A 16,696-nucleotide genomic window follows, 5' to 3' on the forward strand; every position below is an offset into this window, starting at 1 on the left:
CCTGTAGGAGCGCACCCTGTGCGCGATTGTTTTTCGCCCTGATCTGGGCACAGAGCATTCGCGCACAGGGTGCGCTCCTACAAAAGCCGGCGTCGCTAGCCCATCGCGCCCTTGCTCATCGGCGTGGGCGGCGTGGGCACATTGACCAGCGGCCTCAGCCGGACCAGCCCCAGCGCGATGGCGAGCCCCACCAGCACCAGCGCGCCGACGAAGGCGGCCACGCCGTTCCAGCCGTGCGCGGCATAGAACAATCCACCGCTGGCGCCGGCCACGCTGGAACCCATGTAGTAGCAGAACAGGTACATCGACGAGGCCTGCGCCTTCGCCGCGCCGGCGCGGCGTCCCACCCAGCTGCTGACGATGGAGTGGCCGCCGAAGAAGCCGAAGGTGATCGCCACGATGCCCAGCATGATCAGCCACAGCGACGCGGCGAGCGTCAGCACCACGCCCGCCAGCATCAGCGCCAGCGCCGTCCACAACACCTTGCGCCGGCCCAGCTTGCCGGCGAGATGGCCCATCCACGCCGAGCTGAAGGTGCCGATCAGGTAGATGCTGAAGATCAGCCCCACTACGGCCTGACTGAGCTTGTACGGCGGCGCGAGCAGGCGGTAGCCGAGGTAGTTGTAGACGGTGACGAAGGCGCCGAGCAGCAGGAAGCCCTCGACGAACAGCCACGGCAGTCCGCGGTCGTGGAACATGCCGGCGAAACGCGCCGCCAGCGCACGCACGGCCAGCGGCTGGCGCACGAAATGCCGCGACGGCGGCAGCGCTCGCCAGAACGCCAGGGCGCAGACAAGGCCGATCACGCCCACCACGGCGACGCCCACCCGCCAGTTGAAGAAGTCGGTGAGCACGCCGGTGACGAGGCGGCCGCCCATGCCGCCCACTGCGCTGCCGCTGATATACAAGCCCATGCCGAGGCCGATCGACTCGACGTGCATCTCCTCGCTGAGGTAGGTCATCGCCACCGCGGGCAGGCCGCTGAGCGTGAGCCCCAACAGAGTGCGCACTACCAGCAGCGAACCCCAGGTCGGCATCGCCGCACTGGCCAGCACCAGCACCGCGGAAGACAGCAGCGAGGCCACCATCACCGGCTTGCGCCCCCAGGCATCGGACAGTCCGCCCGCGAACAGCATCGCGAACGCCAGCACGCCGGTGGTGAGCGACAGCGACATCGCCGCGCCCGCCTCGCTGACGCCGTAGTCGCGGCTGAACTCCGGCATCAGCGGCTGCACGCAATACAGCAGGCCGAACGTAGCGAGGCCCGCGGCGAACAGCGCGAGATTGGTGCGGCGGAACGCGGGCGTGCCGTGGCGGATCCAGTCTTGCATGTCCGTCGCCGGTGCATCGGGAAGCGGGGAACGGTGCATGGCCTGCTGCATCCTTCCGGGGGATGCGGGAAGAATAGAGCCTCCGCACGGAACCATCGACGATGCGCGGCGGCGCATCGCCGGCACGCGGATCAGCCGGCGTGGCTGTGCGCTTCCAGCAAGGGCGTCAGCGACACCGACCATGCGTTGAGGTTGCCGTTGTCCCACTGCTCGATACGCTGCAGGTATTCGGCCGCCTGCGCCGGGGTGTGCGGATAGTGCGCCACTGGCATGCTGCGGTCGCTGGTGAAGTACAGCGCGTGCTGGTCCGGCCCGAGGTGCGGCAGGTAGTCGGTGCTGAAGCCAGGGGCATCGTCGCCGGCGTAGCGGATGGCTTGCGGTGTGCCCCAGCCATCGCCCTGGCGGAACACGATGAACAAGTGGTCCTTGCTGTCGCCCGGCAGGCGGTGATCGCTGGCGAACACCATGTACGAACCGTCGGGCGCGATCTCCGGATCCACGTCGTTGTCGCCGTAATGGCTGAACGGCAGCGGCTGCGCCGGCTGGTAGGCGCCGTGCGCATAGTGCGACACGTACAGGCGCTTGCCCTTGCCCGGGTCGATCGACAGGAAGTAGATGCTGCCATCGCGCGTCATGCTGGCCTTCCACACGGCGTCGCTGATGTTGACCGCGTCCGGCAGGCGCCGGGGCTTGCTCCAGCCGTCGCTGCCTTCGCGGTCCACGCGCCACAGGCCTACCTGGTTGTGCGCCGGCGTGGTGTCGATGCGGTGGATCGACACATAGACCACGTACTTGCCATCCGGCGAAAACTCCGGCGCAAGATCCGGCCAGGCGCCGGAGAACGATGCCATCACCGGCGCGGACCAATGCCCGTCGACGCGATGCGATTCCATGATGCTGCCGCCACCGGCGCCGCTGCGGGTGAACAGCAGCGTGTTGCCGTCGGGGCTGAAGGTCGGTGCCTCGTCGTTGGCAGGACCGGAGACGATGCCCGGCGCGAAGATCTGCGGCGCGGCCAGCGCCGGCGGTGCGGCGGTGGCCGCGATGGCGGTGTTGAGGCCCAGGGCGGCAACCAGGGCCAGGCAGAGCGTGCGGCAGCGTGAACCGGACACGTGGTAACTCCCTATGCGGCAAGTCGAGAACCAGCGATCGGACATCCCCATCCACGCGGTGCCGCGTCCATCGACCGGACGCGGCGCAGCGTGGGCGTCACGCTAGTTGCACGATCGCCTTGCCGCAGGTGCCGGACGTCACCCTTGACTGTCGCTGCCGTGCGCCGGCGGCGCCTCCAGCTCCAGCAACCAACCCTTGCCGGGCTCCACGGTGATCTCATCGCCCGGCTTGAAGGTGGTGGCGGGCTGGAAGCCCTCCACCGCAGGCGCCACCAGACGGACGCGCGCAGGATTCAGGCCGAGCGCCTTCCAGTTGATCGTGAGCTTCACCTTCGCCGTGGCAGGTGCCCAGGAGGCGATGGACACGAGGGTCTTGTCGCCCTTGCGCACGTAGCTGGTGGCGAGCACGTCGGGGTTGCCGGTCTTCACCGGCGTGTCGTGCACCCACCAGCCGACCATGTCGGCTTGCTCGATGCCGAACGCATCCCACAGCTGCCACAGCCGGCGCGGGTCGCCGCCGGTCCACGGCAGGCGGTTGGTCATGCCGAACACCATGCCGCGCCACGGGTTGCCGCCGTTCTGCAGCATCTCGCCCATCAGGCCGTAGGGGATACCGGAGATCTCGGTGAGCCAGTACTGCGGCGAGGTCTTTTCGTAGTCGAATTCCTCGCCGAACCACAGGCGGTCGATGTACGGGAACAAGCCCATGTAGAGCAGCGCGCTGTTGATGTAGCCGTCGCGTGCATCGAACTGGCTGGCCGAATGCAGGTCGATCAGCGCATGCGGGCGATGCGCGTCCAGCACCTTGCGCACGCGCTTCATGGTGGTGCGGTCGTAGGCCACGTCGTCGAGGTACAAGCCGTCGATGCCGATGTTGCGCGCGAGCCAGTCCAGCCCTTCGATGTAGTAGTTGTGCCAGCGGCTCTGGCCGGCGTCGATCACCGCCGCGTCGCGGTTCTCCGGCACGTGCCAGGCGGCGATGTAGTTGCCGTCGAGATGCTCCTGCAGCCAGGAGAAGCCGCCGCCCTTGCCGGGGCTGATGACCTCGCTGCACGGTCCCGGCGCCGCCTGGCCGTCGTCGCCGATGCGGCAACCGGTGAGGCTTTCCAGCATCGGCAGTTCGGGCGAGCGGTCGGACAGCTCGCGGACGGTGTCGTAGATCTTCACCTCCATGCCGCGCGTATGAGCCGCATCGATGTACGCCTTCATCTGCGCCGGCGTGAGGAACGGGTAGTTGATCCACGGGTTGATCGGCGTGGCGTGGTGGATGTTCACCACGTTGGCGCCCTCGGCCTTGATCTCGTCGAGGTCGGCGTACTTGTGGAAATAGCGCTCGGCGAAATGCTGCGCCGGCTTGATCGTCTTGAACGGCGTCACCCGCAGCACGAGGTTGTAGTGCAGCGTCTGCCCCGCCGCCATCGTGCGCGGGCCGCTGAACGCCTTGACCAGGTAGCGCGCGCCGTTGCGCGCGAAGGTGATGCCGCCCTGCCCGGCGTTGTCCCACGAGCCCGGCATCAGCAGCGGTTGCTGGTGGTAGAAGTTGGTGTTGAGCGGGCGACGGTAGTGCTCGTCGCGCAGGTGGAATTCCAGGCCGGCGTTGACCGCACCGATCCAGGCACCGTCCTGGTTGTTCTCCACGTTCCACTTCCACGCGAAGTTGTCCGGCGCGGTCGAACCGGTGCGGCCCAGGCCCAGTTCGTACTGGACCACGTCGTTCTTCAGCGGGATTTCCAGCCGGATATCGTCGAGCTTCACCGGCGCCGCGGCAGTGAGTGCGATGGCGTAGCTCAGCGTGCCGTCCATCTCCAGGCTGGCAGTGACCTCGCCCTTGAGCGCGCCGGCCTGTCCCGCCACCTGCCAGTGCACCTTGCCGGGTCCGTCGGTCTGCACCTTGGGCAAACCCTTCGCATCGAGCACGTGCGTGCCGGAGGCATCCTGTACCAGCAGGCGCATCGGCGCGGCGAGCAAGGCACGCGGCGTTTTCGCATAGCCCGTCATGCGCTCGTCGAAGAAGCTGTCGATCTGCGCCGGCAGGCCGCTGGACGCGAGCGTCACGGTGCGGCCGAGGATGCCGAGCCTGGCGCCATGCACCGTCACCGCGGTGAACGGCTTCACCAGTTCATTGTTCTGCGCCAGCGTGGAGTCCAGCCAGCGCAGGCGGGTGAGCTCGAACGGATCGTCGTCGCCATGCGCCTTCGCCGTGTCGGCGCCAACCGTGATCGCCAGCGGCACTTGCCGCGGCGGCGCCCCGGCCGCACTGATCGTCAGCGTGCCGCGGTAGGTGCCTGGCTTCGCATCCGCCGGAACATCCAGCCCCATCCACAGCGGCTGCACGCGGCCTTGCGCCACATCGAGGCGATTGGCGAACGGCTTGCCCGCGTAATCGGTGCCGCCGAGGTTGAAGCAGCTGAGCCGTGCGGCCGGAATCGTCGCGCCGTCCGGACCGCGCAGATCGCCGAAGCTCACCCGCACGTCCTGCGCCGCGGCACGCGCAGTCCACAGGCCGACCTGGAAGCTCAGGTATTCGCCGCGCAGGGCCTGGTCGGCCAGGCTGCCGCCGGCGCCACGCTGGGCCCAGCGCTCGGGGATCTGGGTGAACATGCGGATCGGGTGTTCGCGCGTCTCCGGAAACAGCAGCCAGGGCCGGTCCGGATTCGCGGCAAGCAGGTACTGCAATGCGTCCGGCGCGGCAGTGCGCTCCATGTCGGTATAGGCATCGAAATCGTCCACCGCCTCGTAAGCGATCACGCGTGCCTGCGGCAGCTTCGCCGCATGGCCGGGATCGCCGAGGCCGTTCTTCTTCACCCACGCGGCGTCCGCGGTATCCGTCGGCGCGCGGTAGGTCACCGTGGGGTAATTCGAGCGGCCCTTGCCGGCGTAAGGCAGGTAGTAGATCGCGTAGGTGCCGGCCTGTTTCGCTTCGAACGCCAGCACGCCTTCGGCCTGGTCGATGCGCTCGCGCACCACGTTGCCCACCACCTGCCCGTCCGGGCCGGCGACGATGACGGCCACGCTTTCGGGGTGATGATCGCGCCGGTGCCAGGGGATGGTTACCTGCACCGCCGCGGCGGCCTTGTCCACCGCAACGGTGTAGCGATGGTTGCCGTACTGGTCGGCGTTCCAGCGCAGTTGCACGCCATCGGCGAGCGTCTGGGTCTGCGCCGCGGCGGCACCGGCGGCGAACAGCGCGCACGCCAGCAGGCAGACGGTTGGTGATTTGCTCATGGCGGCCCCCGATGGATGATCGACGTGAATATGTAACCCGCCAGCCATCTTTTCGCAAGCAAACGATTCAATACGCAATAAATCGAAGCATTCTTAGAGCCTGCTCACGATCTCCGCATGGCTCGCGCCGGGAGCTGTTTGCGCGCAGGCCAAGGAAGAACGAAGGAGTGGACGTCCGTCCACGACTGAGTGATGACGCCGGCATGCGGGCAAACAGACCCGGCCCTTCGGGTTGCCTTGCCGTGGCCGCCATGCGGCAGCGCGCGGCTTGACCTGCCAGCCAGGCAGGCGCTGCGCCACGCCCTGCCACCTGACGGCCACGGCAAGGCAACGCGAGCTATGTGGAGATCGTGAACAGGCTCTTAGGCGCTACGATCGCTGCGCAAGGCGCGCGTGGCCGCCTCGTCGCCAGCTGCCTCGCTACCGCTGACCCAGCCGAACAGTGCGATGCCGGACACGATCGCCAGCGCGCCCAGCGCCGCCCAGCCATGCGGCCATGCCTCGCCGAGCAAGGCCGCGCCCAGCGCCGTGGTGAACAACAGTTCGGCCGCCTGCATCGCCTCCACCGCGGCCAGCGCGGTGGGCTGCGTGCGCACCCGGTCGGTGGCGGCAAAGAACAGCACGGTGGCGATCACGCCCGAGGACAAGGCCACGCCACCTGCCAGCAGCCCCTCGCGCCAACTCGGCGGACCGACCGCGACCCATGCGATCGCAGCGAACAGCAGCCACAAGGGCCAGCTGCACAGCGTCATGCCGAACACGCGCTGCAACGCGTTCACCCGGTGGGCGCTGGTTTCCAGGTGCAGCAACAGCATGCGGTTGCCCAACGGATAAGCGAACGCGGCCAACACCACCGCACCGGCCGCCAGCCAGTCGCCGGTGCCCAGCCGGCCGTGGGCATGCCCCCATTGCAGCGCGAACACGCCCGCCACGATCAGCGCGCCGATCGCCAGCGTGGGCCAGGCCAGCCGCCGGCGCGCGTCGCGGTAGATCAGCGGTGCCAGCAACGGCCCGGCCAGCACGGTGGTCTGGAAGCTGCCCGCCACCAGCCACGCCGGCCCGCTGCCGGCAGCACAGGTCAGCGGCACGCCGAACAGTACGAAGCCGACACTGCTCCAGGTCAGCCAGGCACGCGGATGCCTGCGCAGCTCACGCGGCAGTTCGCCCAGCCCGCCGCGCCACGGCAGGGCCAGCGCCAGCAGCGGCAAGGTGATGAGGTAGCGCAGGATCACTGCCCATGCCCAATGTCCGCCGCCACTCACCAGGCTGCGGTTGAGCACGTAGGTCATCGTGAAGAACAGCGCCGCGCACAGCGCCAGTCCCACGGCGGCGAGAGCATTGCGGCGCATCGGCGGATCGTCGGCAAAGCGCGAGTGTGGCAAATCGCGGCAGCTTTGCGTAGCGCCTCAGCTCGCCGCCAGCGGCAACCGCAACCGCACCTCGAACCCGCCCCCTTCGGCATTGCGCGCGAGGATTTCGCCGCCATGCGCCTTGGCCACGCGCTGCGCGATGGCGAGGCCGAGGCCGTGGCCTTCGGCGCGGGCGGCATTGCTGCCGCGGAAGAAGGGCCGGAACAGGGAATCCAGCTCGGCCTCGGGTACGCCGGGACCGTGGTCGCGCACCACGCATTCGGCCTGCCCGTCGATGGCGCGCACCGCGAGTTCCACGGCGGCGCCTTCGGCGCTGTACTTGATGGCGTTGGCGATCAGGTTGCCCAGCGCGCGCTCCAACAGCACGGGGCTGCCGACCACGTCGGCCGGCCCGTCTGCGGGCAGCCATTGCAGATGGATGCGGCGCGCATCCGCTTCCAACGACGCTTGCCGCAAGCCGTCGTGGGCGAGCTCGATGAAGTCCAGCCGCTCGCGTTCCATGCCTGGCAGGCCGCCTTCCATGCGCGACAACGCCAGCATGTCGCCGGTCATGCGATCGAGCCGGGCGATCTCCTGCTCGGCTCGCCGGAAGTGGCGTTCCGCTACGGCGGGATCGTCGGCGCGCTGGGCCAGGTCGAGGATCAGCTGCAGGCGCGCCAGCGGCGAGCGCAGTTCATGCGATAGATCCTGCAGCACGCGGCGGTCGTGCGTGACCAAGGCCTCGATGCGTTCGGCCATGGCGTCGAAATCGCCGGCCAGCTGGGACAGTTCGTCACGCGTGGCGCCTTGGCGGCCCACCCGTGTGGACAGTTCGCCCGCGGCCATGCGCCGCGCCGCGTCGCGCAGCGCCTGCACCGGCTTCGCCACGCTGCGCGCCACCCACCATCCCACCAGCCCGATGCACAGCAGCGACAGCACGAATTGCACGGCCAGCAGGATCTTCTCGCGCGTCTGCGGCGGCAGCCGCGTATGCGTGCGGCTGACCGCCACCAGCTGGCGCTGCTGGCCATCCGCGCCGATCACGGGCTGCACCGCCAGATACACGAACTGGCTGCGCCAAGGCTTCAGCACCAGGCTGCGGTCGGCCGCCAGCATGCCGGGCAAGGAATCGTGGATCGACGGCGGCAGGCGGATCGGCTGCAGCGCCTGCCCGTTCTGGAACAAGGTGGCCTCGACGAAGACACCTTCGTGCCGTTGCTGCGCTATCCAGTCCGCCAATGCGGGCTGGCCGCCTTGCTCGTAGGCCTGGTCGGCCGATTGCGCCAGCGCACTCCAGTCGATCTCCACCGCGGTGGTGTATTCGACGAAGCGCCGGGCAAGGAAGCCGCCCAGCACCAGCACCAGCAGGTTCACCGCGCAGAACCACAGCAGCAGGCGCCAGTACAGCGAGCTCTTGAACGGATTCATGGGGCGACCGCCACCAGCACGTAGCCGGCGCCGCGTACGGCATCGATGCGCGGCGAGTGCGCGGAGGCTTCGGCCAGCTTGTGGCGCAGGCGGCTCACGTGCACGTCGATACTGCGGTCGTAGCGCTCCAGCTCGCGCCCCAGTGCGAGGCGGGTCAGCGCCGCCTTGTCCACCAGTTCGCCAGCGCGTTGCGCCAGCGCCAGCAGCAGCTGGAACTCGGCGCCGGTGAGCGACAGCTCCTGTTCCTCGACCGTGGCCCGGCGTTCGCCGGGCAGCAAGCGCAGCACGCCCAGTTGCAACTCCCCGGTGGCGGTGCCCGGCGTGTTGCGCCGCAGCTGTGCGCGGATGCGGGCCAGCAGCTCGCGTGGCAGGCAGGGCTTGGCGAGGTAGTCGTCCGCGCCCAGTTCCAGCCCCACCACCCGGTCCACCGGTTCGCCGCGTGCCGAGAGCATGATCACCGGCAAGCGGTATTTCCTGCGCAGTTCGCGCAGCGTCTCCAGGCCGTCGCGGCCCGGCATCATCACATCGAGGATCAACAGGTCGGGCCGCTGCGCCGCGCTGTTCAGCCGCGCCAGCGCCGCCTCGCCGTCGTGGGCGAGATCCACGGCAAAACCCTCGCGCTGCAGGTACTCGGCCAGCAGGCTGCAGAGTTCGCGGTCGTCATCGGCGATCAGGATGCGGGACATGGGCAGCTATTTAGCGATGCGCAGCGTCTGGCGGCAGGGGGCTTTACCCATCTTTACGCTTTCGCAAAGAACATACACGCCCGGATGTCGTCCAATAGCCACACGTTCCACTCCCCCATGCAAGAGGCGACAACCATGCGCAAGAACCTCATTCTCGGCCTGGCCCTCAGCTCGGCGCTGGCCATCGGCAGCTTCGCCGTCGCGGCGCAAGGCGCCCCCGGCCCGGGCGGTCCCGGCGGCTGGGGCCACCATGGCGGCCACCACGGCATGATGGATCTGCACAAGCTCAACCTGAGCGACGCCCAGAAGGCCAGCATCAAGCAGATCATGAAGAGCAGCTTCGGCCAGAACAAGAGTCAGTTCCAGGCGGTGCGCCAGCAGCGGCAGGCGTTCGAGGCGATGAACCCCTCCGACTCCGGCTACCAGGCCGCCGCGGCCTCGCTAGCCCAGGCCGAAGGCGCCGCCACCACGGCACGCGTGCAGCAAATGGCCAACGTCCGCGCGCAGATCTACGCCGTACTGACCCCGGCCCAGCAGTCGCAGTGGGCCACGATGAAGGCGCAGCAGCAGGCACGCCACCAGCAATGGCAGGAGTTCAAGGCCCAGCAGAAGGCGAGCGGCGGCTCGCAGAGCGGCCAGTAAGGGCAGGAACCGCTGCGCATCCCCTCCTCCCTCGTTGCGCAGCGGGGGGCCGCGTCGGCCGATGGCCGGCGCGGCTTTTTTGTTGCCTGGCGCCTGGGCGATACGACGCCTGCCCACTACCTCAGGTGGGATACATGCCGCCGTTGGGGCTGATGGTCTGGCCGGTGAGGTAGCCGTTGCGTGCCAGCGCCGCTACCACGTCGGCCACTTCCTCCGCCGTGCCGAAGCGGCCCACCGGGATGCGCGCAGCGCTGGCACCGAGTCCATCGCCCATGTCGGTGGCGATCAATCCGGGTGCCACCGCGTTGACGGTGATGCCCTCGCCCGCCAGTCGCGAGGCGTAGAAATGCGTCAGCCCGAGAATGCCGGCCTTGGATGCCGCATAGTGCGGACCCACGATGCCGCCTATCTGCGCCGCTGTGGACGACAAGTTGACGATGCGCCCCCAACCGGCGCCGCGCATGTCCGGCACGACCGCCTGCGTCACCAGGAACACCGATTTGAGGTTGGCGTCGATCACCGCGTCCCAGTCGTCCTCGGTCGCCTGCTCGATCGACTGCAGGCGCGCCATCCCTGCGTTGTTGACCAGGATCGCGATGTCGCCGAGCCGCTGCCGTGTTTCGGCCACCAGTCGCGCCACGTCCGCCGCCACTGAAACATCGGCCTGCACCGCGATGGCCCGCCCGCCATCGTTCGCGATCGCCGCACACACCTCCGCGGCCGCCTGTTCATTGCGCAGGTAGTTCACCGCCACGCTGGCGCCTTCGCGCGCCAGCGCGATCGCCACCGCACGGCCTATGCCGCGCGAGGCACCCGTGACCAGGGCCACGCGTCCGTCGAGGGGACGCCCGATCGATACCGGACTCATGCCGCATCTCCCATGTAAAGGGCTGCCGCCCTGTGCGTCGCGTGTCGCCCCAGCCAGCGACGAACCTCGGCCAACACGGCCTCTGGCGCTTCCATGTTCACATGGTGGCCGGCACCCTGCACCACCACCAACTGCGCATGGTCGATGCCATCGGCGAGCCGGGCGGACAATTCCTGCACCTCGGGCTGATCCTCCCCGCCCACCATCAGCAAGGCGGGCACGGAAAGCTCGCCCAGGCGATCCAGCGCGGAAGGCTGCGGTGTGCGCTGATCTTGTGCGGCGTGGCGCCAGTAGTTCGGTGTGCGACGGAATTGCAGCGCGCTCATCGCTTCGGTGCGGCGACGGACACCGGCATCGGCATCCGTCGCAGCGCGACGCGGCCCATCGGTGAAGGCGCGCAGCGAGCTGTCGATCATGCCTGCCACGTCATAGGTACCCAAGGCCTGGAGGAAGGCGCGCGCGGCCGGCGTGCGGTCGGCAAACTTGCCCCAATAGCCGGCGCCGACAAAGATCAATGCGCTGACGCGCTCGGGATGCGCCAGCGCGAAATCCAGCGCGGTGGCCGCGCCGCCGGAACAGGCCAGTAAGGCCGTGCGCTCAACGCCGCAGGCATCCAGCACCGCGACGAGATCCTCGTGATGCGCATAGGCGCGGCCGGGCACGATTTCCGACTGGCCAAAGCCGCGCGCGTCGTAACGCAACACACGATAGTCATTCGCCAGCGCAGCGAATTCGCGGTCCCATTGCCGGCTGTCGACCAGGAAACCGTGCAGCATCGTTACCGCGTCGCCATAGCCCGCCGTTTCGACGTGCAAGCGCGCACCGTTCGTTTCAACAAAGGTAGTGATTGTCATGAGAGTCTCCTTGGCGTCCGGTGTGCACCATCAACGCGGGTTCGATGCCACCAGGCCTTGCGTGGCGCTGACTTCGGACGCTGTCACGCGCACCGGCGCGCGGTAGTCGTCCGGCTTGTCGCCGACGGCCGCACCGCCATGGATGCGTTCCTGCTGCGCCTGCTCGAAGAAGCTGTATGGGAATTGCTGGGGCAGCGCGGAAACTGTGTCCAGGGTGCGCCGGGCATCGTCCGGCAGCGGCTTGTCCAGCGCGGCCAGGTTGTCCTCGAACTGCTCCAGCGTGCGCGCCCCCAGAATCACCGAGCCGATCGACGGCCGGCGCGCGGCCCACTGGATCGCCACCTGTGCCATCGACAAGCCGTGTTCGCGCGCCACCTGCTCGACCGCGCCCACGATGGCCCAGTTGCGCGGCGTGAACTTGTCCAGCAGCGACACCAGCCCGCTGCCCTTCAGCGCCTGGATGCGACCATCGCCCGCCCCATCGTGGCCGGACTCGTTGGGGCGGTACTTGCCCGACAACAGCCCCATGCCCAGCGGGCTCCACGCGGTGATGCCGTAGCCCAGTTCCTGCGCCAGCGACACGTATTCCCGCTCGATGTTGCGTTCGACCAGCGAGTACTGCAGCTGCAGATTCACCAGCGGCTGCAGGTGGTGCGCCAGCGCCAGGGTCTGGATCTGCGCGGCGTACCAGGCCGGCACGTCCGACAAGCCGGCATAACGGATCTTGCCCGCGCGCACCAGGTCGTCCAGCGTGCGCAACACCTCTTCGGCCGGGGTGACGCGGTCCCAGGTGTGCAGCAGGTACAGGTCGATGTAGTCGGTGCCCAACCGGCGCAGCGAGCCCTCGACCGCGCGCAGGATGTTCTTGCGGCCGTTGCCGCCCGCGTTGGGGTTGCCCGGTTCCGCGTTGTAGCTGAACTTGGTGGTCAGCACCACGCGGTCGCGGCTGCCGCTGTCGGCGATGAAGCGGCCGAGCAGGCTTTCGCTCTGGCCTTCGGTATAGAGGTCGGCGGTGTCGACGAAGTTGCCGCCTGCGGCCAGGTAGCGGTCGAACATGGCGCGTGCGGTGCGCTCGTCGGCGCCCCAGCCCCAGTTCTCGCCGAAGGTCATCGCGCCTAGTGCGAGGCGGCTGATGCGCAGCCCCGAGCGGCCCAGCGTGTAGTACGAATCGAGTGACATGGCGGACTCCTCTACGTTGGAAGACGAGCCCAGTCTGCACTTTGCGATTGCCGTGAAAAATGGTAATTGTCTACAAGCTTCTTGAAGTATGACTAATCAATTGACGGAATCACCATGCGTGACGACTACGCCTTGCGCGCGTTCCGCGCGATCGCCGAGCACGGCAGCTTCACCCGTGCCGCGGCAGCGCTGGACGTCACCGCCTCCGCGCTGAGCCAGACCCTGCGCCAGCTGGAAACGCAGCTCGGCACGCGCCTGCTCCACCGCACCACGCGGCGCGTGGGCCTCACCGAGGCAGGCCACGACCTGCTGCAGCGGATCGCCCCCGCGCTGAACGAACTGGATGCGGCGATGGACGCCTTGCGCCAGCATGGCGACCGCCCTGCCGGCTTGCTGCGGCTCACTGTGCCGGACGTAGTGACCATCGCGCTGCTCGATCCGCTGCTGGGCGAATTCATGGCGCGCTGGCCGGACGTCAAGCTGGACATCCACGTGGACAACGGCCTCAGCGACCTGATTGCCGAAGGCTTCGATGCCGGCATCCGCCTCGGCGAGCGCCTGCAGCGCGACATGGTGGCCGTGCCGGTGAGCGGACCGATGCGCTCGGTGGTGGTGGGCTCACCCGATTACTTCGCGCGACACGGCCACCCCAGGCAGCCGCGCGAACTGGAGGCGCACGACTGCATCAACTTCCGCCAGATCAGCAGCCGCGCGCTGTACCGCTGGGAATTCGCGCACCGCAGCGGTCCGCGCAAGGGGCAGTGGTTCGAGATCGCGGTGAACGGCCGGCTCACCGTCAACAACATTCCGCTGGCCGTGCGCGCCGCTTGCGACGGCGCCGGCCTGGCTACGGTGCTGGAGCCGTTCGCGCGCGAAGCCCTGGACGACGGCCGCCTGGAAAGCGTGCTGGACGACTGGCTGCCGCCGTTCGAGGGCTTCTACCTGTACTACCCCAGCCGCTTCCAGGTGCCGCCGAAGCTGCGCGTGTTCATCGACTTTCTGCGCGAGCGCAGGCAGGCGGCGGGGGCCGTGCCGGACACGCGCCCTCCTGCACGCGCCCGGCGCACGCCTCAGCGGTAACGCCAGTTGCCCTCGACCCAGACATGGCCAGGCGACCAGTAGCCCGGCACCCACACGCGGGCGGGGCGCGGGGCCACTACGACGCAACCGGTTAACGCGCAGCTGCCGCCGATCAACGCGGCGGCGATCAGGCAAGCAGACAGGAAACGACGCATGGCGCACTCCTCTTGGGGATGTGCTGCATGAAACGCCCCGCCTCACGCCGCGATGACGGCCGACCCGGCGTCATGCGGACGGGATTCAGCAAGCCCTTATCCACCTGACCCGCAGCCAACTCAGGTTCTTGCGGCGCGCCCTATCGCATGGGTGGCGCGATGGATCAGGCGCGCGGCGACGCGCGCGGTGACGTGGTCGCGATCATGCGGTGGCGACAGCTCGGCCACATCCATCACTTTCACCTTGCCGGTGGCGACGATCGCGTCGATCAGCGGTTCGACCACCTCCATGGGCACGCCGCGCGCGCTGGGCGCGCTGACGCCGGGCGCCATCGCGTGCGGCAGCGCGTCGAGGCAGAGCGTGAGGTAGACGACGTCGACGTCCGCCAGCTTCGCCTGCAGTTCCGCGATGCGTGCAGGCAAGTCGAGCAGGCCAAGCTCGTCGTCGCGCACGTAGTGCACGCCCAGCGCGTCGGCCGTGTCGAACAGCACGCGGGTATTCGCCGAGGCACTGATGCCATAGACGCTGTAGTCCAGCGGCAGGCCCAACGCCCGCGCATGCTCGATGGCCTGCAGGAACGGCGTGCCCGAGCTGCCGCGATCCTGCCGGCGCAGATCGAAATGCGCGTCGAGGTTGACGATCGCCACGCGCGGCCGCCGCTCGCCCAGATGCCGCGCCAGCCCCTGATAGGTGGCGAACGCGATCTCGTGGCCGCCGCCGAGGCCCACCGGCAGATGGCCGGCGTCGAGCAGCGCGGCGAGCCGTTCGGCATAGCGTTGCTGTGCGCCTTCCAGATCACCATCGGCGACATCGACGGTACCCGCGTCGTACAGCGGCGTGTCGTCCAGCACCGGCAGGTTGGACAGCATCATGCGCAGTTCGGCAGGACCTGCGGCCGCGCCGGTCCGCCCGCCGTTGCGCCGCACGCCTTCGTCGCTGGCGAAACCCAGCACCGCCACGCCGGGCGCGGCGCCGGCCGCGGGTTCGCGCACCCACTGGTGCCAGCGCCGCGTCGCGGGGCCTTCCGGAAGATCGACCCGGCCGCTCCAGCCGCTGATGGCGGCGCTCATCGATGCACCTGCCGGATTGCCTGTTTCATGAACCACTCCCGTGCGTGATGCGCGCATTGTAGAGGCCGGCTGCATGTCTCCGCATGAAACAAGCTCTTGCCGCCATGCTCGCATCGGCTTCACTGCGGCCATCGCAGCATGCGCGCATGGCAAGGAAACCCGGCGAACGCGTTCCGAAGCTGCGCCTGCGCCTGGCCACGCCCGCCGACGTGCCGGCGCTGGTCGCGCTTACCGCGCGCGTCTACACGCCCGAGTGGGGCCATTCGGCGGAGATGCTGCGCTCCCAGCAGACGCACTTTCCACAAGGCCAGTTCGTGGTGGAGTACGAAGGCGAGCTGGTGGGCTACTGCGCCACCTTCCGCACCGACGAGGCCATCGCGCTGGCGCCGCATACCTGGCTGCAGATCACCGGCGGCGGCATGGCGTCGCGCCACAAGCCGGACGGCGACTGGCTGTACGGCATGGAAGTGGTGGTGCACCCGGACTACCGCCGCATGCGCATCGGCCAGCGCCTGTACCAAGCGCGCAAGCGGCTGTGCATGGACCTGAAGCTGCGTGGCATCGTGTTCGGCGGGCGCATCCCCGGGCTGGCGCGCAACATCCAGCGCTACGGCAGTGCCGAGGCCTACGTGCAGGCGGTGCTGGACGGTCGCCGCCGCGACCTGACGTTGAGCTTCCAGCTCGGCAACGACTTCGAGGTGATCGGCCTGCTGCGCGACTACGTGCCCTCCGACCACGAATCGCTGGGCTACGCGGTGCATCTGGTGTGGCGCAATCCGCTGCTGCTCGACCAACCCGACATCCCCTCGATTCCTTCCCCGCGGCTACTGCCCGACCGGGTGCGGGTGGCCTCGGTGCAGTACCAGCAGCGGCGCATCGCCTCGTTCGAGGAGTTCGCCACCCAGGCCGAGTACTTCACCGACATCGCCGCGGACTACAACGCGGACTTCGTGGTGTTCCCCGAGTTGATCACGCTGCAGCTGCTGTCGATCGAGAACACCGAGCTGCCGGCCACCGAGACGATCCGCAAACTCAGCCAGTACACGCCGCAGGTGAAGGAGCTTTTCGGCCGGCTGGCGGTGCACTACAACATCAACATCATCGCCGGCACCCATCCCACCGAGCAGGCCAACGGCGACATCCACAATGTCTGCTACGTGTGCTTGCGCGACGGTTCGATCCACGAGCGCGAGAAGCTGCATCCCACGCCCAGTGAGCGCATCACCTGGAACATCGCCGGCGGCGAGAGCGCCGCCACGGTGCAGACCGACTGCGGCCCGGTCGGCGTGATGATCTGCTACGACAGCGAGTTCCCCGAGGTGGCGCGCCACCTGGTGGACCAGGGTGCGCTGATCCTGTTCGTGCCGTTCTGCACCGACGTGCGCGAGGGCTACCTGCGCGTGCGCTACTGCGCACAGGCCCGCGCGGTGGAGAACCAGTGCTACGTGGTGCTCTCCGGCAACGTGGGCAACCTGCCCGGCGTCAACAACTTCGACATCCAGTACGGCCAGAGCTGCATCCTCACGCCCTGCGACTTCCCGTTCGCGCGCGACGGCATCGCCGCCGACTCCACCCCGAACAGCGAAACCGTACTGTTCGCCGACCTCAGCCTGGAGAGCCTGGCCCGCGCCCGCAACGCCGGCGCGGTGCAGAACCTCAAGGATCGCCGCTTCGACCTGTACGAGACACGCTGGCTGCCGAAGCCGCGCTAACGAC

General features: G+C 68.5%; 14 protein-coding genes. 3 read left to right on the forward strand and 11 right to left on the reverse strand.

Translation table 11 applies throughout. The features are described 5' to 3' along the window. Positions 1–95 precede the first annotated feature (95 nt). The 6 genes from ISP14_RS16950 to ISP14_RS16975 form a co-directional block, all read right to left on the reverse strand. Positions 96–1,331 carry an MFS transporter gene (locus tag ISP14_RS16950; RefSeq protein WP_404542136.1) on the reverse strand — a complete coding sequence of 412 codons (1,236 nt, stop codon included), beginning with the start codon at positions 1,329–1,331 and terminating at the stop codon, positions 96–98. Positions 1,332–1,462: 131 nt separating this feature from the next. Continuing rightward, on the reverse strand, positions 1,463–2,443 hold the full coding sequence (locus ISP14_RS16955; protein ID WP_404542138.1) for a TolB-like translocation protein: 981 nt from the start codon (positions 2,441–2,443) through the stop codon (positions 1,463–1,465). A 138-nt stretch (positions 2,444–2,581) separates the two neighbouring features. Continuing rightward, positions 2,582–5,668, reverse strand: a complete 3,087-nt coding sequence (locus ISP14_RS16960) for a glycoside hydrolase domain-containing protein (protein WP_404542140.1) — start codon at positions 5,666–5,668, stop codon at positions 2,582–2,584. Between the two features lie 362 nt (positions 5,669–6,030). Next, the gene (locus tag ISP14_RS16965; RefSeq protein WP_404542143.1) at positions 6,031–7,017 is read right to left on the reverse strand and encodes a multidrug resistance efflux transporter family protein; all 987 of its coding nucleotides are present in this window, start codon (positions 7,015–7,017) and stop codon (positions 6,031–6,033) included. Between the two features lie 57 nt (positions 7,018–7,074). Next, positions 7,075–8,445: a sensor histidine kinase gene (locus ISP14_RS16970; protein ID WP_404542145.1), complete on the reverse strand. Its 1,371-nt coding sequence runs from the start codon at positions 8,443–8,445 to the stop codon at positions 7,075–7,077. Further along, positions 8,442–9,131: a response regulator gene (locus tag ISP14_RS16975; protein WP_404542147.1), complete on the reverse strand. Its 690-nt coding sequence runs from the start codon at positions 9,129–9,131 to the stop codon at positions 8,442–8,444. The genes ISP14_RS16970 and ISP14_RS16975 overlap by 4 nt, the downstream gene beginning before the upstream one ends. A 135-nt stretch (positions 9,132–9,266) precedes the next feature. Between ISP14_RS16975 and ISP14_RS16980 the strand changes: the two genes are divergently transcribed. Then, a complete protein-coding gene (locus ISP14_RS16980; protein WP_404542149.1) occupies positions 9,267–9,773 on the forward strand; it encodes a Spy/CpxP family protein refolding chaperone in 507 nt (168 codons plus the stop codon). A 121-nt stretch (positions 9,774–9,894) separates the two neighbouring features. Here the strand turns inward: ISP14_RS16980 and ISP14_RS16985 are convergent, their stop codons facing one another. From ISP14_RS16985 to ISP14_RS16995, 3 genes are read right to left on the reverse strand one after another with little or no spacing between them, the layout of a single operon-like run. Beyond that, on the reverse strand, positions 9,895–10,641 hold the full coding sequence (locus ISP14_RS16985; RefSeq protein ID WP_404542151.1) for a 3-oxoacyl-ACP reductase family protein: 747 nt from the start codon (positions 10,639–10,641) through the stop codon (positions 9,895–9,897). Continuing rightward, complete coding sequence (locus ISP14_RS16990; protein ID WP_404542153.1) at positions 10,638–11,495, reverse strand: alpha/beta fold hydrolase; 858 nt, start codon at positions 11,493–11,495, stop codon at positions 10,638–10,640. The genes ISP14_RS16985 and ISP14_RS16990 overlap by 4 nt, the downstream gene beginning before the upstream one ends. Before the next feature lie 30 nt (positions 11,496–11,525). Continuing rightward, positions 11,526–12,674 carry an aldo/keto reductase gene (locus ISP14_RS16995; protein WP_404542155.1) on the reverse strand — a complete coding sequence of 383 codons (1,149 nt, stop codon included), beginning with the start codon at positions 12,672–12,674 and terminating at the stop codon, positions 11,526–11,528. A gap of 114 nt (positions 12,675–12,788) precedes the next feature. Between ISP14_RS16995 and ISP14_RS17000 the strand changes: the two genes are divergently transcribed. After that, positions 12,789–13,754 carry a LysR family transcriptional regulator gene (locus ISP14_RS17000; protein ID WP_404542158.1) on the forward strand — a complete coding sequence of 322 codons (966 nt, stop codon included), beginning with the start codon at positions 12,789–12,791 and terminating at the stop codon, positions 13,752–13,754. On the opposite strand, the gene ISP14_RS17005 is transcribed toward ISP14_RS17000, so the two are convergent. Next, positions 13,745–13,909: a hypothetical protein gene (locus ISP14_RS17005; protein ID WP_404542160.1), complete on the reverse strand. Its 165-nt coding sequence runs from the start codon at positions 13,907–13,909 to the stop codon at positions 13,745–13,747. The two genes, ISP14_RS17000 and ISP14_RS17005, sit on opposite strands and share 10 nt — an antisense overlap. Before the next feature lie 120 nt (positions 13,910–14,029). Further along, entirely contained in the window at positions 14,030–14,980 is a 951-nt protein-coding gene (hutG, locus tag ISP14_RS17010) for a formimidoylglutamase (RefSeq protein WP_404542162.1), read from the reverse strand. Positions 14,981–15,126: 146 nt separating this feature from the next. Between hutG and ISP14_RS17015 the strand changes: the two genes are divergently transcribed. Continuing rightward, entirely contained in the window at positions 15,127–16,692 is a 1,566-nt protein-coding gene (locus ISP14_RS17015) for a GNAT family N-acetyltransferase (RefSeq protein WP_404542165.1), read from the forward strand. Positions 16,693–16,696 lie beyond the last annotated feature (4 nt).

The sequence above is a fragment of the Dyella agri genome (assembly GCF_044904705.1).
Lineage (GTDB): Bacteria > Pseudomonadota > Gammaproteobacteria > Xanthomonadales > Rhodanobacteraceae > Rhodanobacter_A > Rhodanobacter_A agri.

Excerpts from the sequence above, each read along its gene's own strand:
- ISP14_RS16950 (WP_404542136.1), bottom strand. The coding sequence starts at position 1,331 with ATGCAAGACTGGATCCGCCACGGCACGCCCGCGTTCCGCCGCACCAAT.
- ISP14_RS16960 (WP_404542140.1), bottom strand. The coding sequence starts at position 5,668 with ATGAGCAAATCACCAACCGTCTGCCTGCTGGCGTGCGCGCTGTTCGCC.
- ISP14_RS16965 (WP_404542143.1), bottom strand. The coding sequence starts at position 7,017 with ATGCGCCGCAATGCTCTCGCCGCCGTGGGACTGGCGCTGTGCGCGGCG.
- ISP14_RS16970 (WP_404542145.1), bottom strand. The coding sequence starts at position 8,445 with ATGAATCCGTTCAAGAGCTCGCTGTACTGGCGCCTGCTGCTGTGGTTC.
- ISP14_RS16975 (WP_404542147.1), bottom strand. The coding sequence starts at position 9,131 with ATGTCCCGCATCCTGATCGCCGATGACGACCGCGAACTCTGCAGCCTG.
- ISP14_RS16980 (WP_404542149.1), top strand. The coding sequence starts at position 9,267 with ATGCGCAAGAACCTCATTCTCGGCCTGGCCCTCAGCTCGGCGCTGGCC.
- ISP14_RS16985 (WP_404542151.1), bottom strand. The coding sequence starts at position 10,641 with ATGAGTCCGGTATCGATCGGGCGTCCCCTCGACGGACGCGTGGCCCTG.
- ISP14_RS16990 (WP_404542153.1), bottom strand. The coding sequence starts at position 11,495 with ATGACAATCACTACCTTTGTTGAAACGAACGGTGCGCGCTTGCACGTC.
- ISP14_RS16995 (WP_404542155.1), bottom strand. The coding sequence starts at position 12,674 with ATGTCACTCGATTCGTACTACACGCTGGGCCGCTCGGGGCTGCGCATC.
- ISP14_RS17000 (WP_404542158.1), top strand. The coding sequence starts at position 12,789 with ATGCGTGACGACTACGCCTTGCGCGCGTTCCGCGCGATCGCCGAGCAC.
- ISP14_RS17005 (WP_404542160.1), bottom strand. The coding sequence starts at position 13,909 with ATGCGTCGTTTCCTGTCTGCTTGCCTGATCGCCGCCGCGTTGATCGGC.
- hutG (WP_404542162.1), bottom strand. The coding sequence starts at position 14,980 with ATGAGCGCCGCCATCAGCGGCTGGAGCGGCCGGGTCGATCTTCCGGAA.
- ISP14_RS17015 (WP_404542165.1), top strand. The coding sequence starts at position 15,127 with ATGGCAAGGAAACCCGGCGAACGCGTTCCGAAGCTGCGCCTGCGCCTG.